The following is a 16,845-nucleotide window of genomic DNA, read 5'->3' as shown; positions in this document are numbered from 1 at the left end:
CGGGAACTCAGCGGCTCAATTGAAGACATCCTGCCGATAGCGGCCCTGCGCGACGAGACCGCCGAACCAGTCGGACGCCGCCTCGTCGGTCATGCCACCCTGAGCCTTGCCGATGTCGATCAGCGTCTGGCGTACTGCTGGCGCCATGCGGCGGCCATCGCCGCAGACGTAGATCGTCGCGCCGTCCCGTACCTGCGCCCAGACCTGCTCGCGCCGCTGCCAGAGCAGATCCTGCACATAGCGCGGTGCATCCGGCACGACCGAGTACGCCGGGTGAACCTCGACCACACCCTGCCCGGCCCAGCGTTCGATGTCCTCGCGATAGAGCCAGTCATGTTGCGGATGGCGGCAGCCGAAGTAGAGCTGCGCCGGCGTCACCGCATTGCCCGCCATCTTCCGCAACGCGCGTTCCTCCAGGAATCCGCGGAACGGCGCGATGCCGGTGCCCGGACCAATCAGCAGCATTGGCGCCGTCGGGTCGGGGTCCGGGGCGAACGGCGGATTCGGCGTGCGGATCGACGCGGATACCCGCGCGCCGATCGGCAGATGCTGGAGCCACGTCGACGCCACGCCACGGAACTGCCCGCGCCCAGACAACGCCGGCGCGCAGACCGTGCCGACCAGCAGCGTCGCCACATCGGGCGATACCAGCGGCGACGATGCAATCGAGTAAAGGCGCGGCCGCATCGGCACGGTACACGCCAGCAGTTCCTGAAGCGTCAGCGCGATCGCCGGATGTTCGACCAGCACATCGAGGATGCCCAGCCGCCGCGCGACCACCTTCGTGGCGTACCCATGCTCCGCGTCGTCCGAAGCAAGTTGTTCGATCGACTGCTTTGTGAAAGGGCAGCGCGTGGCCTGCGCCAGCGCACGCAGCGTCTGTCTCGACACCACGTCCTGCAGCTCGATGAAGTGCGTCAGCAGTTGCCGCACCGGCAGTGACTGGTCGATCGGCAGGCCACGCCCCATGCCGCGTGGCGCGGAGATCGTGGCCTGCGTATCGGGGTCGAGATCGAGTCGCTCGCACAAGTCGGAAACGAGCTGCGCATCGTTCTGCGGCCACACCGCGATGTGATCGCCGGTGCGATACGTGATGCCCGGAGGCAGTTGCAGCCGGATATCGCGCGTCGACGTGCGCGGCGCCTCGATCGAGAAGTCCCACAGGCCGCTCGGGTCGCCTACCAGTTCGTCGTTTGACAGCACCGTGAACGCCTGCGTGCCGGCCGGCAGCGTTTCAGCGCGGATTGCCGCCATGCTGCGCAGCTGCACGTCCACGCCGAGGCCGCCGGTGTCCGCGCCGTCGGCCTGCAGCGCCTGCCAGAGTTGTGCGAGCCAGCGCTCGGCCGCCTGATCGAAGTCGCCATTACCATCGGCTTCGCCACGCGGCAGCAACGGCACCGCACCCGCGGTGATAAAGAAATCGAACACGCGACGTGGGAACGCCTGGTACGTCGCCCACTGCGAATTGCCGCAACCGAGCAGCGCCAGTCCCATTCCATTCGCGCGGTAGCCACTGGCATCGTCCGCGTCGAGCATTGCTTCGAACTTGCGACCCGAATCGGGCGCGCGGCCGTTGTAGGTGGCGGCCACGACGACGACCAGGCCCGAAGTGGGCAAGGCGCCTACGGCGTCGTCGAGGTCGGCCAGCTTCGCGTCAAAGCCCGCCGCAATGGCGCCGGCATGGATCTGCTCAGCCAGTTCGCGAGCCGTGCCCAGACTTGATGCGCACAGCACGGTCATCGCCTGCCCATGGCCGCGAACGTCTGTCTGCGCGGCGTCGGCAACGGCCTGCGATGCCTGCCGGGTCACGAGCCGCTCGTGTGGCCTGCGCCGCCGCACGCGCAGCACGAACTGATCGGGCTTGATCGTCAACGTTTCCTTGAGCCGGAACTGGTAGTCGTGCGGATCCTGGAACGCGAAGTTGCGCAGCATCAGCGCCAGCGCGAGCTTGGCTTCGGTCAGCGCGAACTGGCGGCCGATGCACGCGCGCTCGCCCTGTCCGAATGGCATGTAGGCATGGGCGGGAAGCTTCGCCTCGTTCTCGGGCAGGAAGCGGTCGATATCGAAACGCTCGGGGTTCGCCCAGACCTTCGGATCGCGATGCAGCGCAGTCAGCACCACCGAGATGCGACGGTCCTTGCGCAGCCGGTAACGGCCACCCAGCACCACGTCGTCGAACGGCGCCACCGCGAAGGCGGGTGCGGTCGGCCACAACCGCAGCGTTTCCTTCAGCACGCGGTCGAGCACGGGCATACGCGCCAGATCGGCATAGACCGGCGGCGCATCGCCGGGCAGCACTGTGTCGACTTCGGCATACGCCTGCGCCAGCACGCCCGGATTGCGCAGCAGTTCATAGAGCGCGAACGTAAGCAAGCCGCTGGTGGTTTCGTGGCCGGCAATCAGGAACGTGATGACCTGATTGCGGATGTTGGCGTCGTCGAGCCGCCGGTCGGTCTCGGGATCGCGCGCTTCGAGCATCAGGTTCAGCAGATCCATGCCCGACGTTGGCGACACGCGCCGCTGGCGAATCACGTCATCGACCAGATTGCGCATGTATGCGATGTCCTCGGCGGCCTGGCGATGCGCGCGGCCCATGAAGCGATCCTGGATCGGCAGGCGCGTGAGCTTCTGCATCGCCTCCCCCAGCGCGCCGACCATCGCCACCACGAACGGATCGAGTTCGTCACTCGCAAACGATGCGAAGTCGTACCCGAAGCCCGCCAGCGCGATGGTGTCGAGCGTCAGACGCGTCATGTCGTCCGCCACGGCGATATCGGCGTCCGGGCCCTGGCGGTCCCATTTGTCCACCAGCCGGTTGGCCACACGCAGCATCACGTCGAAGTAGGCTTTCATCGCCCGCTGGCTGAACGCCGGCATCAGGATGCGATGCGCGCAGCCCCAGTTCGGCTCGTCACTGTGCGCGGTGAACAGGCCGTCGCCGGCCATGTCGCGCAGGTAGGACAGCGGCGGCCCGATGATCTTGCGAAAGCGCGTGGCGTCGCACAGCTCGCTGGCCAACGCTACCGAGGACACGAACGGCACGCGCTTGCCAGCGAAGTCGAGTTCGAAGATGCCATCGTGGTGGCGGCTGCGCGCCAGCAGATGCTGGCCGACCTCGCCCGGCGTGATCTGGAACAGGTTGCCGAAGATCGGCCAGCCCGGATCACGGGGAATCGGCTCGAGGGCAGCGGCAGGTGTTGCAGTGGACATGGGGGAAGCGCCTTGTCGCGCGTGGACGTCATCAGGAAAGCTGCCGTCGACAATCGCCAGATTCGACGGCGAAGTCAACGCTTTGGCGCCGAGGATGCACTCCAATCGGCACTTCTGTCCGCTCCGCCCCGTCCGTTTGAAATGTTTGTTCGAATCCCAGGCGCGCGACACCGAACCGACTACGTGATCGGCTACCGGCATCAAATGCCCGATCGATTCCCTAATCAAACACCTTGCCGCGCAGGGCCTTGACCTGGCCGCGCTGGGTCTTTGCCTCGATCCGACGCTTGCGCGACGCCAGCGTCGGCCGCGTGGCCCGCCGCACGCGCGGCGGCTCTGCCACGCTGCGCACCAGTTCATGCAGCCGCCGGATTGCCTCTTCCCGGTTCAACTCCAGGCTGCGATGCTGCTGGGCCTTGATGACCACCACGCCGTCGCGCGTAATGCGATGGTCGTGCAGCGCCAGCAGCCGCTCCTTGTGATCGGGCGCCAGCGACGACGCGCGCACGTCATAGCGCAGATGCACGGCGTTCGACACCTTGTTGATGTTCTGCCCGCCCGCGCCCTGGGCGCGGATCGCGGTGATGTCGTACTCCTGGTGTGGGATAAAAAAGTCGTCGGCCATGCGCCGCATCATAGCAACGCTGTGGCCGACGATGTGGAGCAATCGGTATCAGGACGCCGGCGCGATGTTCTGATTCGTGGAGAACAGGTTCTGCGGGTCGTAGGTGCGCTTGATCTGCGCCAGGCGGGCGTAGTTCGGGCCATAGGCCGCGCCGATGCGCGCCGTTTCATCGTCGGTCAGAAAGTTCACGTAGACGCCGCCCGTGGCGAACCTCTCGGTGGCGCGGAAAAAGTCGCGCGCCCAGGCGATACAGGCGGCGTCCTCGTCGGGACGCTCCCACCGCGCATGGACGTTCAGCACATAGCGGGCGTCGCGATGGTGATACGCGGTGGCATCGGGCGCCACGCGATTGGCCACGCCGCCCACCTGCCCGACGAAGATGTCCGCCAGCGGCGACGGTAGCCGCAGTGCGAAGTCCGTCATGGCGTCGATCGCCCCATCCTCGAGCCGCGTGAAGTTGTGCGACTTCCAGTAGTTGCGGGCACCCGGACCAAGCAACGCGTCGAAGGCCTGTTGCCACGCGGTGTAAGGCATCTGTCCGACGTGTTCGCCCACGGTTTCCCCGAACTTTCGTAGCGGTTCGATCGCCTTCTCCGCAGCGGCCGGATCGCCGTCGTGGAACACCGCCAGCACCACCACATCCTTGCCATGCGCGGAGGCAGGCAGGAAGGGCAGCGGCGGCGCTTTACGCAGCACGACCCAGACGTTGAGATCCTCGGGCATCGTCGATTCCACATAGGCGCGGTATTGCCGGAGCACTGTCTTCGCCTCGACCGCCGGGAAGACCAGCAGGCCCGCCGTGATCATCGGCCCCACGGGATGCAGTCGGAACTGGAAGAGCGTCACCACGCCGAAGTTGCCGCCACCGCCGCGCAACGCCCAGAACAGCTCGGGCTCATGTCGCGAATCGGTCCAGTGACGCGTGCCATCAGCGGTGACGATCTCGCAGCCGAGCAGGTTATCCACAGTCATGCCGTACTTGCGCGTGAGCCAGCCGAAGCCTCCACCAAGTGTGAGCCCAGCTACGCCGGTGGTCGAATTGATGCCGAGCGGTGTGGCCAGACCCTGCGCCTGCGCCTCATGGTCGAAATCGGCGAGCGTGGCGCCGGGACTCACCCACGCTACGCGTTCGAGTGGGTCCACGTGGACGGTACGCAGTTGCGACAGGTCGATAACGAGACCGCCGTTGCAGATTGCGCTGCCAGCGATGTTGTGCCCGCCGCCCCGCACCGCGAGCACCAGGCCACGGTCGCGCGCGAAGCCGACGGCCTGCATCACGTCGGCCGTGCCCGAACACTGGACGATGATCGCCGGACGCCGGTCGACGGTGGCATTCCAGACCGTACGTGCTGTTTCGTATCCCGCATCGGCGGGGAGCAGCACCTTGCCGCGCACGGCGTGGCGCAGCATGTCGATATGATCAGTGGTCAGGTTGGGCATGGCGGTACCTCCACAAACATGCCCGGGGCTTCGGAATTCGCACCCGGAGGAGATATCCATGCAAGGCACGCGCCAATGGGCGGAAAACCGCATTGGCGCTGGATTGTCTCAATGTACGGGGTAGCAACGCCGCGGCGAGTTGACCCGACCTGTTGCAAAGTTGGGACGGCGTGAAAGGGACATCCGCACGCCCGGCACGGTCACGCTGGCAGACAGACTTTATCGCTGCCAGCGAGGGGGACGCTTCTGCAGGAACGCATCGATGCCCTCGCCCGCGTCCTCCTCCATCATGTTCCGCGCCATGACGTCGCCCGCGAATGCATAGGCATCGCCCAGCTCCATCAGGCGCTGGCGATAGAACATCGCCTTGCCATAGCGGATCGCTGCCGGGCTCTTGGAGAGAATCGCCTCCACCTTGCGCGCCACGGCGGCATCAAGCTCCTGCTCGGGCACGGCCTCGTTGATCAGGCCCCAATCCGCTGCCGTCTCGGCATCGATGAAGCGGCCGGTCACGAGCAGGTCGAACGCGCGTTTGGTCGAGACATTGCGCGACAACGCCACCGATGGCGTGGAGCAAAACAAGCCGACGTTGATGCCGGACACCGCGAACTTCGCCGCAACCGACGCAATAGCCAGGTCGCAACTCGCCACGAGCTGGCAGCCGGCGGCCGTGGCAATGCCGTGCACCCGCGCGATGACCGGCACCGGCAATGCCTGGATCGCCTGCATGACCACGCTGCATTGCGCGAACAGCGTGCGATAGTAGGCCAGGTCCGGGCGACCGCGCATCTCGCGCAGATCGTGCCCCGCGCAGAACGCCTTGCCTTCGGCGGCCAGCACGACGCAACGTACCGAGTCGTCCCGGGCGATGTCCTCGAAGGCCACGCGCAGCGCTTCGAGCATGGCTTCGGACAGCGCGTTGAACTGCTGCGGCCGGTTCAGCCGCAGCGTCACCACGCCATCATGGGTCTCTCGTAACACGAAGGGGTCAACAGCCTTGCCGCCGGATTCCATTTCCACGTCTGCGCTCCGTCAAGGGGTGAGTGTCCAGGTTCGGTACTGCAGGAATGTCGGGCTAGCCCGGGCTGAAATCCAGCCGGCAAACCATCCAGACCCTATTCGACACCAGAACAAAGCTGGAATCCACTGGTTGGTCTGGCACAAATTGCGTCTTTTTACGCACTTTAACCCGTGCGCAGTGACCTGGCAGACACCGGAGCAGCGACTAATATGGTGTTACGCACCAGCCCCGTGCGGTATCTACAACAGCGGAGGGAAATTGCAATGGCAAGAAGACTGAGCTGGCTCGCAGCAACGGCAACGGCATGTGTCGTGATGACGATGGGCCAAAGCGCCCTGGCCCAGGAGATTCCACTGGTCACCGGCAAGCAATGGACACAATCGACCGAACAGATGAAGAAGGCCTATCTGGTGGGCATCGCCAATCTGGCCCAGGTGGAATCGGCTTACTACGCCGACAAGCCGCCCGGCGACACCCAGAGCATCATGCCCCGTCTGTCGAAGGGGCTCAGGGGCCATACGCTCGATACCGTGCGTCAACGTGTGGATAACTGGTATGCGGCGCACCCCGACCAGCTTTCGCGGCCGGTGATCGAGACGATCTGGTTCGACATGGTCATTCCCGGCCTGCAACCCCAAAAGTGAGGTGATGCCATGAAACGACTTCAACAGATTGGTGTGGTGCTGGCCATCGTCGGTGCCGCTGGCTGTACGAACATGACGCCGCAGCAGCAAGGCACGGTATCCGGCGCGGCAATCGGCGCCGCGGCAGGCGCGGGTATCGCGGCGATTGCCGGCGGCAGCGGCTGGACCGGCGCCGCCATCGGCGCCGTCGCTGGCGGCGTGGCGGGCAACATCAAGGGCAACAAGCAGCAGAGCTGGTACTGATCGCCCCTTGTCCCAGTAAATCGCCCTTGCGGCGATCGGCGCGGATTTGGGTACGCATGGCATTGGCCCGTGCGTATCGGGTCCGCGCCTTTGACTTCTGGCATCGGGCGACGGAAATCCAGCTATGCCCGTTGCACAGCCTGAATTGAAATCACTTGGGGAAAGTCTTGCGAGGATTGGCGCGCCCGGCTGGGATCGAACCAGCAACCCCTGCCTTCGGAGGGCGGGAATCATGGTTTTTTACGGTTCACGAAAGTTCAACGAATAAGCATAAGTCATTGAAATTTAATAAATTTTAGTTCATTGACGTCCAGCAAAGTGCGCCATAGAATTTCCGTACCAATTCCGTACCGACCCACATGGCCACATCGATCAATTCCAAGACGGCTCGCGACAAACTCGCGCCGCGTCGCGAACCCTACTTCTCGCGCATCCAAGCTGGCCTATATGTTGGCTATCGCAAGGTAGCGCAGGGAGAAGGAACGTGGATCGCGCGTCGCCGCAACGAGAACGGCAAACAGGAATATCGCGCACTCGGTACGTTCGCCAGCTTCGATGAAGCTGTCAAAGCAGCGAACGAATGGGCAAATGCAATTGACGCAGGCGTGTCATCAAAGGGCATGACGGTCAAAGCAGCATGTGAGCACTATGTGAAGCACCTGGGCCTTCACAAAGGCGCGTCAAGCAAGGCCGACGCGGAAGGACGGTTCAGGCGCCTTGTCTATGACGCGAAGATCGGGACGATTGATATATCGAAGCTTCGCTCGTCGGAGATCAAGGCATGGCTTTCCGCGCAGATTGAATCCAGCGAGAGTGACGCGGAAGACGAAGACGACCTGCGCCGTGCCAAGGACAGCGCAAATCGCAACCTCGCATCGCTGAAAGCGGCGCTGAATCTCGCGTTACATGATCGACTTGTCGCAACGGATGCAGGTTGGAAAACAGTGGCGAAGTTCAAAGACGTGGGCCGTAGACGTCAGGCGTTCCTCTCAGCCACCCAGCGCAAGGCTTTAATAAACGCCTGTGCCAATGATATTCGACAGCTGGCGACCGCTATGCTGTTGACCGGCGCGCGACCCGGCGAGCTTGCAAATGCCTCTGTCCAGCACTTTGACCGTGAGCAGGGGACTCTCGCCCTTGAAGGCAAAACTGGGCACCGTATTGTTACCCTTTCGTCCGCAGCCGTCGCCTTCTTCACAGAACAGACGAAGAACAAAATAGGGAACGCGCCGATCCTAGCGACAGAGCTCGGGCAGCGTTGGAACAAGGATTCGTGGAAGAAGCCCTTCAGGACCGCCGTACTGGCTGCGAGGCTTCCCCCCACGGTCGTCATGTACTCGCTTCGGCACACGGCCATCAGTGAGTTCATCGCGAATGGTGCAGACAGCTTCATCGTAGCGAGGTTGGCAGGAACGTCGACGGCGATGATCGACAAGCATTACGGGCATCTACGCCACGATAAGACGCGAGCGAAGCTGGACGCGATCGCAATGCTGTAGCTCCAGCGGCAGCCATCCCCGACTGATTTCGGAGAGAAACTCGGACTAGGACGATGAGGGGAAGGGGGCGACACCCAGGTTGACCTCCGCTCGCTGAGCCGATGGCAAGGCCTTTTGCCGACTATAAATTCATTTGAAATCAATCACTTACGCATCAATCTGTCGCTTCTCGCATCACCTGAGGGGTACCAGTCAGAGCCGCAATCGATGCTCGCAGACGTTGCGAAAAAATGATAACCTTACTGGTTAATGAAACGTCATCTCATGTGAATGGACATCTCTTTCGCCAGTAAGGCGCTGCGAAAGCAGCTCAACGAAGAGAAGGCAATGATTAAAGCGCACGGCCCCCTGAGGACCAGGAAACTCAAGATCGCTTTGACACAGCTTCGTGCCGCACCAACATTGGGAATATTCGCACCGCCGATGAGCCCGCCGCATCGCTGCCACGAACTGACCGGCAATCGAAAAGGCTATCTGACGGTTGACCTGGATCACCCGTATCGGCTGGTATTCAAGCCCAATCACGATCCTTTACCCATGCGCCCAGAAGGCGGGCTGGATTGGAAGCAGGTGACCGCCATTGAAATTACCGGAATCGAGGATACTCATGGCTAAGCAAGCTATTAACGAATACCAGCCCGACTACGCAGTCTCTCCAGGCGAGGTCCTTAGCGACGAACTAGACGTGCGCGGGATGACCCAGCACGAGTTGGCTAAAAGAACGGGCCTAACTCCCAAGCACATAGTTTCCATTGTTCAAGCAAAGTCGTCGATCACCCCCGAAACAGCCATAAAGCTGGAGCGGGCGCTCGGCATGCCGGCTGATTACTGGCTAAACCTCGAAAGCCAATACCAAGAGGCTGTCGCACGGTTGCACGAGGAAGCCAAGCTGGAGCGTGACTTGGGGTGGCTCAAACACATCCCGGTTGCCATGATGGCGAAGCTCAATTGGATTCAAAAGCACAGCGACGCTAAGGCGCAGCTAGTGGAAGTCTTGCGCTTCTTTGGAATTGCCAGTGTTGATCAATGGGACGACATGTGGCCAAACTTAAACGTCGCTTACCGCCAGCATAATCATCAAGAGATTTTCCCTGAGTCCGTATCGGCATGGCTTCGTCGTGGCGAGATTGAGGCGGCACAAATCTCTTGCGAAGCTTTTGACAAAGCGGCTTTTCGCGCAGCACTTGATGAAATTCGGCTGCTGACAACTGAGGAACCTGACGTTTTTGTTCCGCGCATGCAGGAGCTCTGTGCCGGAGCAGGGGTGGCGGTCGTTTTCGTTCCAGCATTGCCTAAGACCGGCGTCAGCGGTGCGACGCGATGGATCAATTCAAACAAGGCGCTTATTCAGCTCAGTCTGAGATATCGGACCGACGACCACCTCTGGTTCACCTTTTTCCATGAGGCAGGACACATTCTACTGCACGGAAAGAAGGAGCTTTTCCTAGAGGGCGCCAACGGATTGGACCCAGCAAAGGAGGCCGAGGCAAACAATTTTTCCGAACAAGAATTGCTTCCACGTTTGCCGTTTTCCGCGTTTATAAAGCGAAACCAATTCAGCAAACTTGCCATTTTGTCGTTTGCAAAGGAGATTCAAGTGGCTCCTGGCATAGTCGTTGGTCAGCTACAGCATCGAGGATTGCTACCAAGAGCTCACTGCAATGAATTGAAGCAAACATTTCGATGGGCGCATGAGTGACGGATGACTGTTAGCGCGGGGCAGGCATTGCTCCGCGCTTAGGCCTTCGCTACCTCCCCAATACCCATCGCTGTTTCGCGACTTAATTACCTCGTAGCGTAGCCGACAAGGCACCCCTAGACCCAGCTTGCAACCGGTTGCAAATTCGGGCGGTGCCCACCTCAACAAATTGCGTGCTCAACCGAACGGGCGCGTAAGCGCATGATGGTTTGGCGGCTCGTATTCAATTCTCGGGCAATCGCGGCAACGGACTGCCCCTCTGCAAGCCGCGCCCGCGCCAGCGTTTGTTGTTTATCGCTGAGCGCACAAGGCTTCCGCCAACGGTTGTGATGTACTGCCTTCGCCACACTGCCATCAGCGAAATGATCGCGGATGGTGTGGACAGCTTCGTCGTGGCGAAACTGACGGGCACGTCGACGGCAATGACAAACACTATGGTCATTTACGCCATGACAAGACATGAGCCAGGCTCGATGCCGTCACGATGCTGTAATAGTATCTTTTGCCTCTACCCCACACTCGTGGTAGGCGCACGTCAGCACCGCTGGATCTACAATACTGCACTTGGCAACGCCAAAGAGATAAAAATGACTCGCGCGGGGGGGAGGTGAGTAATTCCAATGTTGATGTTTCGCCCACATCAAGCCCAGGCTCAGCCAAAGCCCTGCGCTATGCCTTGACCCGTCGCATTCGACTCCTTGGGCAGCTCGCCCGACAACAAGCCGTTGACGCCGCCACGATGGTTGGGACCGTCCTGCGCCTGTGGTGTGAAGTTGACTTTGCTGCGCTCCCCCCGGCACAGCTGCCTCACGACGAGGCCCTATCAGTGGAACCTTCAGTCCGTGCCTTCGCCGAGCAACTTAGAGGTATGGACCTGCTGGAGGCATCGTACTGGCTTAGCAGCAGCTACGCCATGCTGGCAGACGATCACTATCGCAAACGGCTGGCAATGTTCTTCACGCCGGCTTCACTGACAAGAGGTTTGCTCGACGACTTGGCGGATGAGGGCGTGGACTTCGGCAGCCACTCATTCTTCGATCCAGCTTGTGGCGGCGCGGCGTTCTTGGCGCCCATTGCGCTTCGGATGCGCAAAAGCCTGAAGCAGAGAGGCTTCAGTCCTCGCCGCGTGCTAGCACACGTCGAGGCCAATCTGTATGGGACAGATCTCGACCCGATCCTTTGCGAGCTGTCCAGGCAGTTCCTCTGCATGACGCTCTATGCAGAAATCAAGGGAACTGGTCACGTACCTATGTTTAAGGTCCATCCTGCGAATTCCTTGCAGGACTTGGTCGGCATGTTCGGCACGGTTGACGTAATTGTCTGCAATCCCCCGTACCGCAAGATGACTGCCGAAGAGTTGGTACCTTTGCGTGAATCCTTTGGTGACGTGATTCAAGCTCAGCCCAATCTCTATGGCGTTTTCATTGGCTTGTGTGTTCGCCTTCTCCGGGAGGGGGGCCGCGCGGCCCTGGTTACGCCAACCAGTTTTCTCTCCGGCCAGTATTTCAGCAAGCTGCGTGAATACTTGATAGCAAATGCCGACTTGCTGCACATCGGCATAGTAAGCGACCGGGAAGGAGTATTCATCGACGTGGAGCAGGAAACGGCTCTGACCGTCCTACGACGCCGCGAGGCTGGAGCGGTCAAGGCGCTCAAAGCAAGGGTCTCGCTCGTGTCAGTAGATGGTCGCTATTCTGGCGTCGGTGAATGTCTATTGCCAAACTCTGGCATGGTCTGGCCCATCCCTCGTGCCGTCAAGGACGTCGCGCTCCTGAAGGTCGCGGCCCGCTCTCGATTTCGGCTGGAAGACTACGGCTACCGGGTACGCATCGGCTCGTATGTGTGGAATCGAGACACCCGTCCTCGATTCAACTCGCTCAAGGATGTTCGCAAGGCAAAGTCGTCAACTGCCGTCCCACTGCTGTGGTCCAGCAACATCTTGGCCACGGGTACTATCGATTTTGATGCCCATGTCGCCGCCGATGACGAGCATCGCTTCGTCGATCTAGGCGACCAGTTCCACTCGTCGGTCGTTCGCAAGCCATGCGTCGTGCTGCAACGTGTGACGTCGAACGACCAGCCTCGCAGGCTCGTCGCGGCGCCTGTTCCGACTCAACTCTTCGCGAGCTACGGCGGATTCGTCGGGGAAAACCACGTTGTCATCATCGAACCGCAGGGCGACGTTCCAGCTGTAACACCCAAGCAGCTTGCCCTGTTACTGAGCACTGAGCCAATGGACCGCTACTTCCGTTGCATCTCCGGCGCGACGAACGTTTCCGCATTCGAACTGAGCCAACTGAAGCTGCCGGACCCGCGACTACTGAAACAATACCTCGCAAGTGGCATTGGTATGGAAGCCGCAGTCAGACGAGCCTTCGGCATTGCGGACAAGTTCATGGTGAACAGTGTCGATCTGCCCAAGTTCGCTAGGAGCGCTTGACGATGTCTAGGCTCAAGATGCTCGCCGACCGCCAAGCTCGCAGCGCCAAGGCCTTGGAACGCCAAGCGGTAAAGGCCAAGGAGGCCAGGGAGGCTAGGGAGGTTAGGAAAACTGCAGCCAAGCAGGCTCAGCAGATAGAGGGTTCGGGTTCGCAAACTACATCTGCCCTGTTCTCCCCGCCCGGCCCAGCCCACGGCCCGGTTCCGGCAATACCACCTCCGGCGCCGTCCAGACCTTGGGCAGCGGTGCGTTACGGCTCAACGGGATTACGGTTTACAGACCGCTCGGCCGGGGGCAGGGTGGGACCACAGCCTTGGACCGTCGATCTAGTCAACCGCCTGCTAGAGAGGGCAGAATCTGGCGGGGTAGAGCTTTGCCTAGTTTGGCCCGCCAAGTTGGCCTCCCTGCCACTTCTGCATGCGATGGCCAATATCGAGCGGGTCTGTGCGGGCGATATTCGTGGGCTGCGCACTGTTCTGTTCCCTGGCAATCATGCGTCGAGCATGGCGCTGAGAGGTACGCTCGTCGATCGGCAGGAGCTGGTTGATGCGTACCGTTCCTTTTGGAAGACTCAGGCGAATGGGGCTACGGTGCCCGTCACCTGTACCGAGTCTTCAGCGTTCCTCGCCGCAATGGGCGCGCTCAATGATGTTCAGTTGCGGCACCCTGAAGTGCCAAACCCCGCATTAGCAGAACTTGTCCCTGTATTCGTGTACCAGACTCCTAAATCTGGTTGGGTTACAAGTGAGACGAGCGCCCTGGAGCGCACGTTGAGCAAAGTCGCCCGGTTGGCGACGCGCAAGGCACTCCGGACGCAGGTGAACGAAGAATGGCAAGACCCCGGCAAGGCGCCCTGCGCCCTCATGGTGCTGCACAACTCGACGCACAAAGTAGCATGGAAGAAAGCCCTGACTTCTCCTGCGCTTCGAGGGGAGGGCTTACCCGAGCTGCTGCTTTTCGACGCAACCACAGCCGCGGCTCGCTCAAACTTTAATGCTGTACGTCGAATCCCCGAACAAGTTCGCATTGCCGAGGAGGCCGGTTTCTCATCCCAGGGCTTCTTGATCGTCACGGACGACCCCGCAACATACTTTAGTTTGAAGGGTCAGCTGACCGAAGCTAAGCGCGCGCTGAGTATGCAGGTTTGGGCAACCGAGCCGGAGGACGTGCTGTTGAGCGCAGAGCCGCATGCACGAGATTTCAAGCTCGCGCAGCGCAGTAATGCCAACTTCAGCGTCGGCATCGTCGATCGTGACGCTACGCAAATAGCCCTTGCCTTCCAGAGACTGGCTGTCGCGTGTGGCCCAGAAGACAGCCCGACACACCGTGCGCTCTTGGACGCTTGCCTCTACGTCCTGCGGTTATCGAACATGCCGGCAGGGTACAAAGACCTGACCGCTGACTCGGCCGAACAGGCAATCCCCGACTTCGCCAGTCAGCGTAACGCATGGTCCACGGTGCGGCTGGCAATTCAGGCCGAACTGGATGCTGGAAATCTGAATGAGCACCGAACGCAGTTGGACCGTGCCATCCGCACTGCTGAACAGTTGATTGAAGATTGGGGCGACGCCACGCCCATGGCACGCCGTCTTCTCGCTGAGATTGACCGGCATGCGAGAGGTTCGAATCACGGCCTGTCCATTGTTCTGCCGAACTCCAAGTACATCCAGCTAGCCCACAGATTCTTGAGTCGCAAGCTTGGCGACGTGTGGGCAGAGATCGAACCCAAGTTGAAATGGGACACCCTAGCCTCTATAGGCCGGGCACTAGGAGAGGATCTCAAGAGGAAGCAGCTCGTCTTTGTTGGGATGAACGCTGACGTTCTGCGGGTGCTGCTGGCAAACCCTGGTGTGCCGCATGGTACGGTCCTCCTCGTCGCCTATAAGCAAGCCGACTCGACGCTGCGAATGCTTGAGAAGATGAAGGAGCTAGAACCTTTTAAGCCGTTCCGCGGCCGAATCGGACTGCTGGCGCAGGAGCTTGACCGTCGACTCAAAGAAATCCCAAAGCCATTGGGTATCTCCTCGCTGGCCGACTTTTCGCCTACCTTCCGTCTTGACGATGGTGCGAGTACGGGACAGGGAGCTGATAACAGTTACTACCGGTTCGACCTGGAGGGTGGCGCTCGGGCCTATGCATCAGGTTGGATCTACCGCTACGAACCAAACGAAGACCCTTTCTTCCGTCGGATGAATGTGTCGGCCGTTCGTGTCGATGACCTCATATTCGAGATGAACGACGAGCTGCGGTCCAAAGTCGAGGACGCCTTACGACGCGCCTCAGGCCGCGAGGGTATTAGCTCAGTGGTCGACCCGTTGCGTATGTGGATGCAGCTATATCACACCGACGTCCAGCGGCGCTGCCAGCTCTTCTTCAAAGAGACCAAGCGGTCGGTGCTTGCAAGGAAGATCCACGAGCGAATGGTGGCGCTCAACCCGGCCGCCAAGGATTGTCGGGTCGGCCGCGTCTACTACTGGTTAGAGCCGCCCGGTAACGACGACTCACGGCCTCATGCGTCCAAAGACGGTTCCTTTTTCCGGACGTTCTGCGCCGCACTCCAGATGAGCGAAGACGACGCAGCACGCTACTGGGCTCTCATTCGCAAAACGAGGCAGTTCAATCAGAGCCTAGGCCGCGAGTTGGTGGCACGCTACGCGGAAATCCTCTTCCAGCCTGAGAGTGCCACCACCTATCGCAAGCTACCTGAGCACGTGGTCAGGCAGCTGCGCCAGGACGCCTTACTGTGCGTCCACAAAGTCGAGCGCGTGGTGGCCCCGTCCGGGCGCAGTGCGCTGGAAATTGAACCAGGAGATTCGGATGCCCGTCTTGAGCGAGAACCCCCGTCATATCCACGAAGGGTACAAGGAGGCGGTAGTTGACAGCCTGCTGAATAACCTCTCAGGCCGACTGGAAGGTAAAGGCGAGTTCTACAAGATTATCTACGGCATGAAGCCAAGCACTGCGCTCATGTCGGGGTTCATTGTGCCGATGCCGCAAGATGAGCGGGTAGGCGACGAAGAAGCTGACCCAATCCGGATCAGCGCCCACGGGATGGATCTCCAAATCCTTACGTCGGACGCGGGTGAGACGCTGACTGTCTCGGTACGCGGCGCCGTCTATGTGCGCATCCTTCCCACGGTAGATGAGATCAAGCCTGGGGGCCGATTGGAACCTGTGTTCCCACTGAACGCGGAAGCGCGAACTCTCCTTCGGACCAAGGTGAGGGAGGCACTCGTCAAATTGGAGGCAAGCCTCCCAGGCGGTAAGAAGCACGAGAGTTGGCGACCAGAGAGCCTGGCGGTTCGTCGGCAAGCCTACATTGAACTCGGGCTGCCTTTCGACAACAAATTGGACCGGGCTACAGTGGAGGGGTCAGACTCAGCGATCGAAGTAGAGCACGACAACGACCTCCAGGAGACCGATGACGGGACTCCGATCCCAGCGCAGGCGGCGTCTGCCACTATGTTGATTCCGGATGGGATGGCCGAACCCATCGCACCGCCTGCAAAGTGGTTGAGGCTGGAGCTAACGCTTCCCTCTTTCGAATTCACCCCAACCACGGCAGAGGCCGACGCGACAAAGGCCTCGGCGATTCTCAATGCGGCTATCAGAGAGCAACTTCACGCTTGGGCGGCCAGCGGTGATGAATTTTTCGGCGGGCAACTCTGGGGCTATCGACACGGTCAGACCATCCGCCCCTCTGACCTGCAGAATTGGACAAAGTACCTAGAGGCTGTGCGCGCCTCCAAACTCAAGCTGGTCCTCCCTGACATCGAGCTGCGCTGGGTCGTACAGGCTCTGCAGGACCCCCTGGATGCTAGTCGGAATACCCTTCATGTGGCCTTAGAGAACTGGTCGACCCCACCGTCAAAGACCAATCACAAGGAAGTTGAACCGTCTGTCTTCCAGCTGGTCGTGTCCGTGACGCTGCGGATTTCGGTGAAGGTGATCAGCGGTTTCGGCGAACGTGATCAGGGAAGGAAGGTGGTACTGCGCGGTCAGGAGATTGTAGCGTAGGTGATCA

Annotated in this window: 13 protein-coding genes; 8 read left to right on the top strand and 5 right to left on the bottom strand. The window is 60.8% G+C overall.

Going from position 1 to position 16,845, the window contains the following annotated elements; all coding sequences use genetic code 11:
* Positions 1–15: 15 nt before the first annotated feature.
* From RN01_RS14945 to RN01_RS14930, 4 genes are all read right to left on the bottom strand, one after another.
* Positions 16–3,210 carry a bifunctional cytochrome P450/NADPH--P450 reductase gene (locus RN01_RS14945; protein ID WP_017513911.1) on the bottom strand — a complete coding sequence of 1,065 codons (3,195 nt, stop codon included), beginning with the start codon at positions 3,208–3,210 and terminating at the stop codon, positions 16–18.
* Between the two features lie 220 nt (positions 3,211–3,430).
* On the bottom strand, positions 3,431–3,835 hold the full coding sequence (gene arfB, locus RN01_RS14940; protein WP_024569553.1) for an alternative ribosome rescue aminoacyl-tRNA hydrolase ArfB: 405 nt from the start codon (positions 3,833–3,835) through the stop codon (positions 3,431–3,433).
* Positions 3,836–3,883: 48 nt separating this feature from the next.
* Complete coding sequence (locus tag RN01_RS14935; protein ID WP_017513909.1) at positions 3,884–5,275, bottom strand: FAD-binding oxidoreductase; 1,392 nt, start codon at positions 5,273–5,275, stop codon at positions 3,884–3,886.
* 219 nt (positions 5,276–5,494) lie between these two features.
* On the bottom strand, positions 5,495–6,289 hold the full coding sequence (locus RN01_RS14930) for an enoyl-CoA hydratase (protein WP_024569554.1): 795 nt from the start codon (positions 6,287–6,289) through the stop codon (positions 5,495–5,497).
* Between the two features lie 270 nt (positions 6,290–6,559).
* Here RN01_RS14930 and RN01_RS14925 point away from each other — a divergent pair, with 270 nt between their 5' ends.
* From RN01_RS14925 to RN01_RS14905, 5 genes are all read left to right on the top strand, one after another.
* Positions 6,560–6,940: a hypothetical protein gene (locus tag RN01_RS14925; RefSeq protein ID WP_024569555.1), complete on the top strand. Its 381-nt coding sequence runs from the start codon at positions 6,560–6,562 to the stop codon at positions 6,938–6,940.
* Between the two features lie 9 nt (positions 6,941–6,949).
* Entirely contained in the window at positions 6,950–7,183 is a 234-nt protein-coding gene (locus tag RN01_RS14920; RefSeq protein WP_017514682.1) for a YMGG-like glycine zipper-containing protein, read from the top strand.
* Between the two features lie 359 nt (positions 7,184–7,542).
* Complete coding sequence (locus RN01_RS14915) at positions 7,543–8,682, top strand: tyrosine-type recombinase/integrase (RefSeq protein WP_017514681.1); 1,140 nt, start codon at positions 7,543–7,545, stop codon at positions 8,680–8,682.
* 270 nt (positions 8,683–8,952) lie between these two features.
* A complete protein-coding gene (locus tag RN01_RS14910) occupies positions 8,953–9,297 on the top strand; it encodes a type II toxin-antitoxin system RelE/ParE family toxin (protein WP_017514680.1) in 345 nt (114 codons plus the stop codon).
* Positions 9,290–10,381: a HigA family addiction module antitoxin gene (locus RN01_RS14905; RefSeq protein ID WP_024569556.1), complete on the top strand. Its 1,092-nt coding sequence runs from the start codon at positions 9,290–9,292 to the stop codon at positions 10,379–10,381. Before RN01_RS14910 ends, RN01_RS14905 begins: the two co-directional genes overlap by 8 nt.
* Before the next feature lie 161 nt (positions 10,382–10,542).
* On the opposite strand, the gene RN01_RS34635 is transcribed toward RN01_RS14905, so the two are convergent.
* Positions 10,543–10,842 carry a helix-turn-helix domain-containing protein gene (locus tag RN01_RS34635; RefSeq protein WP_223277292.1) on the bottom strand — a complete coding sequence of 100 codons (300 nt, stop codon included), beginning with the start codon at positions 10,840–10,842 and terminating at the stop codon, positions 10,543–10,545.
* 407 nt (positions 10,843–11,249) lie between these two features.
* Here RN01_RS34635 and RN01_RS14895 point away from each other — a divergent pair, with 407 nt between their 5' ends.
* The 3 genes from RN01_RS14895 (at position 11,250) to RN01_RS14885 (ending at position 16,838) form a co-directional block, all read left to right on the top strand.
* Entirely contained in the window at positions 11,250–12,821 is a 1,572-nt protein-coding gene (locus RN01_RS14895; RefSeq protein ID WP_223277293.1) for a class I SAM-dependent DNA methyltransferase, read from the top strand.
* 422 nt (positions 12,822–13,243) lie between these two features.
* On the top strand, positions 13,244–15,700 hold the full coding sequence (locus RN01_RS14890; protein ID WP_175582375.1) for a hypothetical protein: 2,457 nt from the start codon (positions 13,244–13,246) through the stop codon (positions 15,698–15,700).
* Positions 15,639–16,838, top strand: a complete 1,200-nt coding sequence (locus RN01_RS14885) for a hypothetical protein (protein ID WP_024569558.1) — start codon at positions 15,639–15,641, stop codon at positions 16,836–16,838. The genes RN01_RS14890 and RN01_RS14885 overlap by 62 nt, the downstream gene beginning before the upstream one ends.
* Positions 16,839–16,845: the final 7 nt, after the last annotated feature.

It is taken from the genome of Cupriavidus sp. SHE (assembly GCF_000812445.1).
Classification (GTDB): Bacteria; Pseudomonadota; Gammaproteobacteria; order Burkholderiales; family Burkholderiaceae; genus Cupriavidus; species Cupriavidus metallidurans.
The sequence above is the reverse complement of the archived record's forward strand: the minus strand, read 5'-3'. Positions and strand labels throughout refer to the sequence as shown.

Coding starts and splice junctions, on each gene's coding strand:
- RN01_RS14925 (WP_024569555.1), top strand. CDS start 6,560: ATGGCAAGAAGACTGAGCTGGCTCGCAGCAACGGCAACGGCATGTGTC.
- RN01_RS34635 (WP_223277292.1), bottom strand. CDS start 10,842: ATGTCTTGTCATGGCGTAAATGACCATAGTGTTTGTCATTGCCGTCGA.
- RN01_RS14935 (WP_017513909.1), bottom strand. CDS start 5,275: ATGCCCAACCTGACCACTGATCATATCGACATGCTGCGCCACGCCGTG.
- RN01_RS14945 (WP_017513911.1), bottom strand. CDS start 3,210: ATGTCCACTGCAACACCTGCCGCTGCCCTCGAGCCGATTCCCCGTGAT.
- RN01_RS14910 (WP_017514680.1), top strand. CDS start 8,953: ATGGACATCTCTTTCGCCAGTAAGGCGCTGCGAAAGCAGCTCAACGAA.
- RN01_RS14895 (WP_223277293.1), top strand. CDS start 11,250: ATGGACCTGCTGGAGGCATCGTACTGGCTTAGCAGCAGCTACGCCATG.
- RN01_RS14890 (WP_175582375.1), top strand. CDS start 13,244: ATGGCCAATATCGAGCGGGTCTGTGCGGGCGATATTCGTGGGCTGCGC.
- RN01_RS14920 (WP_017514682.1), top strand. CDS start 6,950: ATGAAACGACTTCAACAGATTGGTGTGGTGCTGGCCATCGTCGGTGCC.
- RN01_RS14915 (WP_017514681.1), top strand. CDS start 7,543: ATGGCCACATCGATCAATTCCAAGACGGCTCGCGACAAACTCGCGCCG.
- arfB (WP_024569553.1), bottom strand. CDS start 3,835: ATGGCCGACGACTTTTTTATCCCACACCAGGAGTACGACATCACCGCG.
- RN01_RS14930 (WP_024569554.1), bottom strand. CDS start 6,289: ATGGAATCCGGCGGCAAGGCTGTTGACCCCTTCGTGTTACGAGAGACC.
- RN01_RS14905 (WP_024569556.1), top strand. CDS start 9,290: ATGGCTAAGCAAGCTATTAACGAATACCAGCCCGACTACGCAGTCTCT.
- RN01_RS14885 (WP_024569558.1), top strand. CDS start 15,639: ATGCCCGTCTTGAGCGAGAACCCCCGTCATATCCACGAAGGGTACAAG.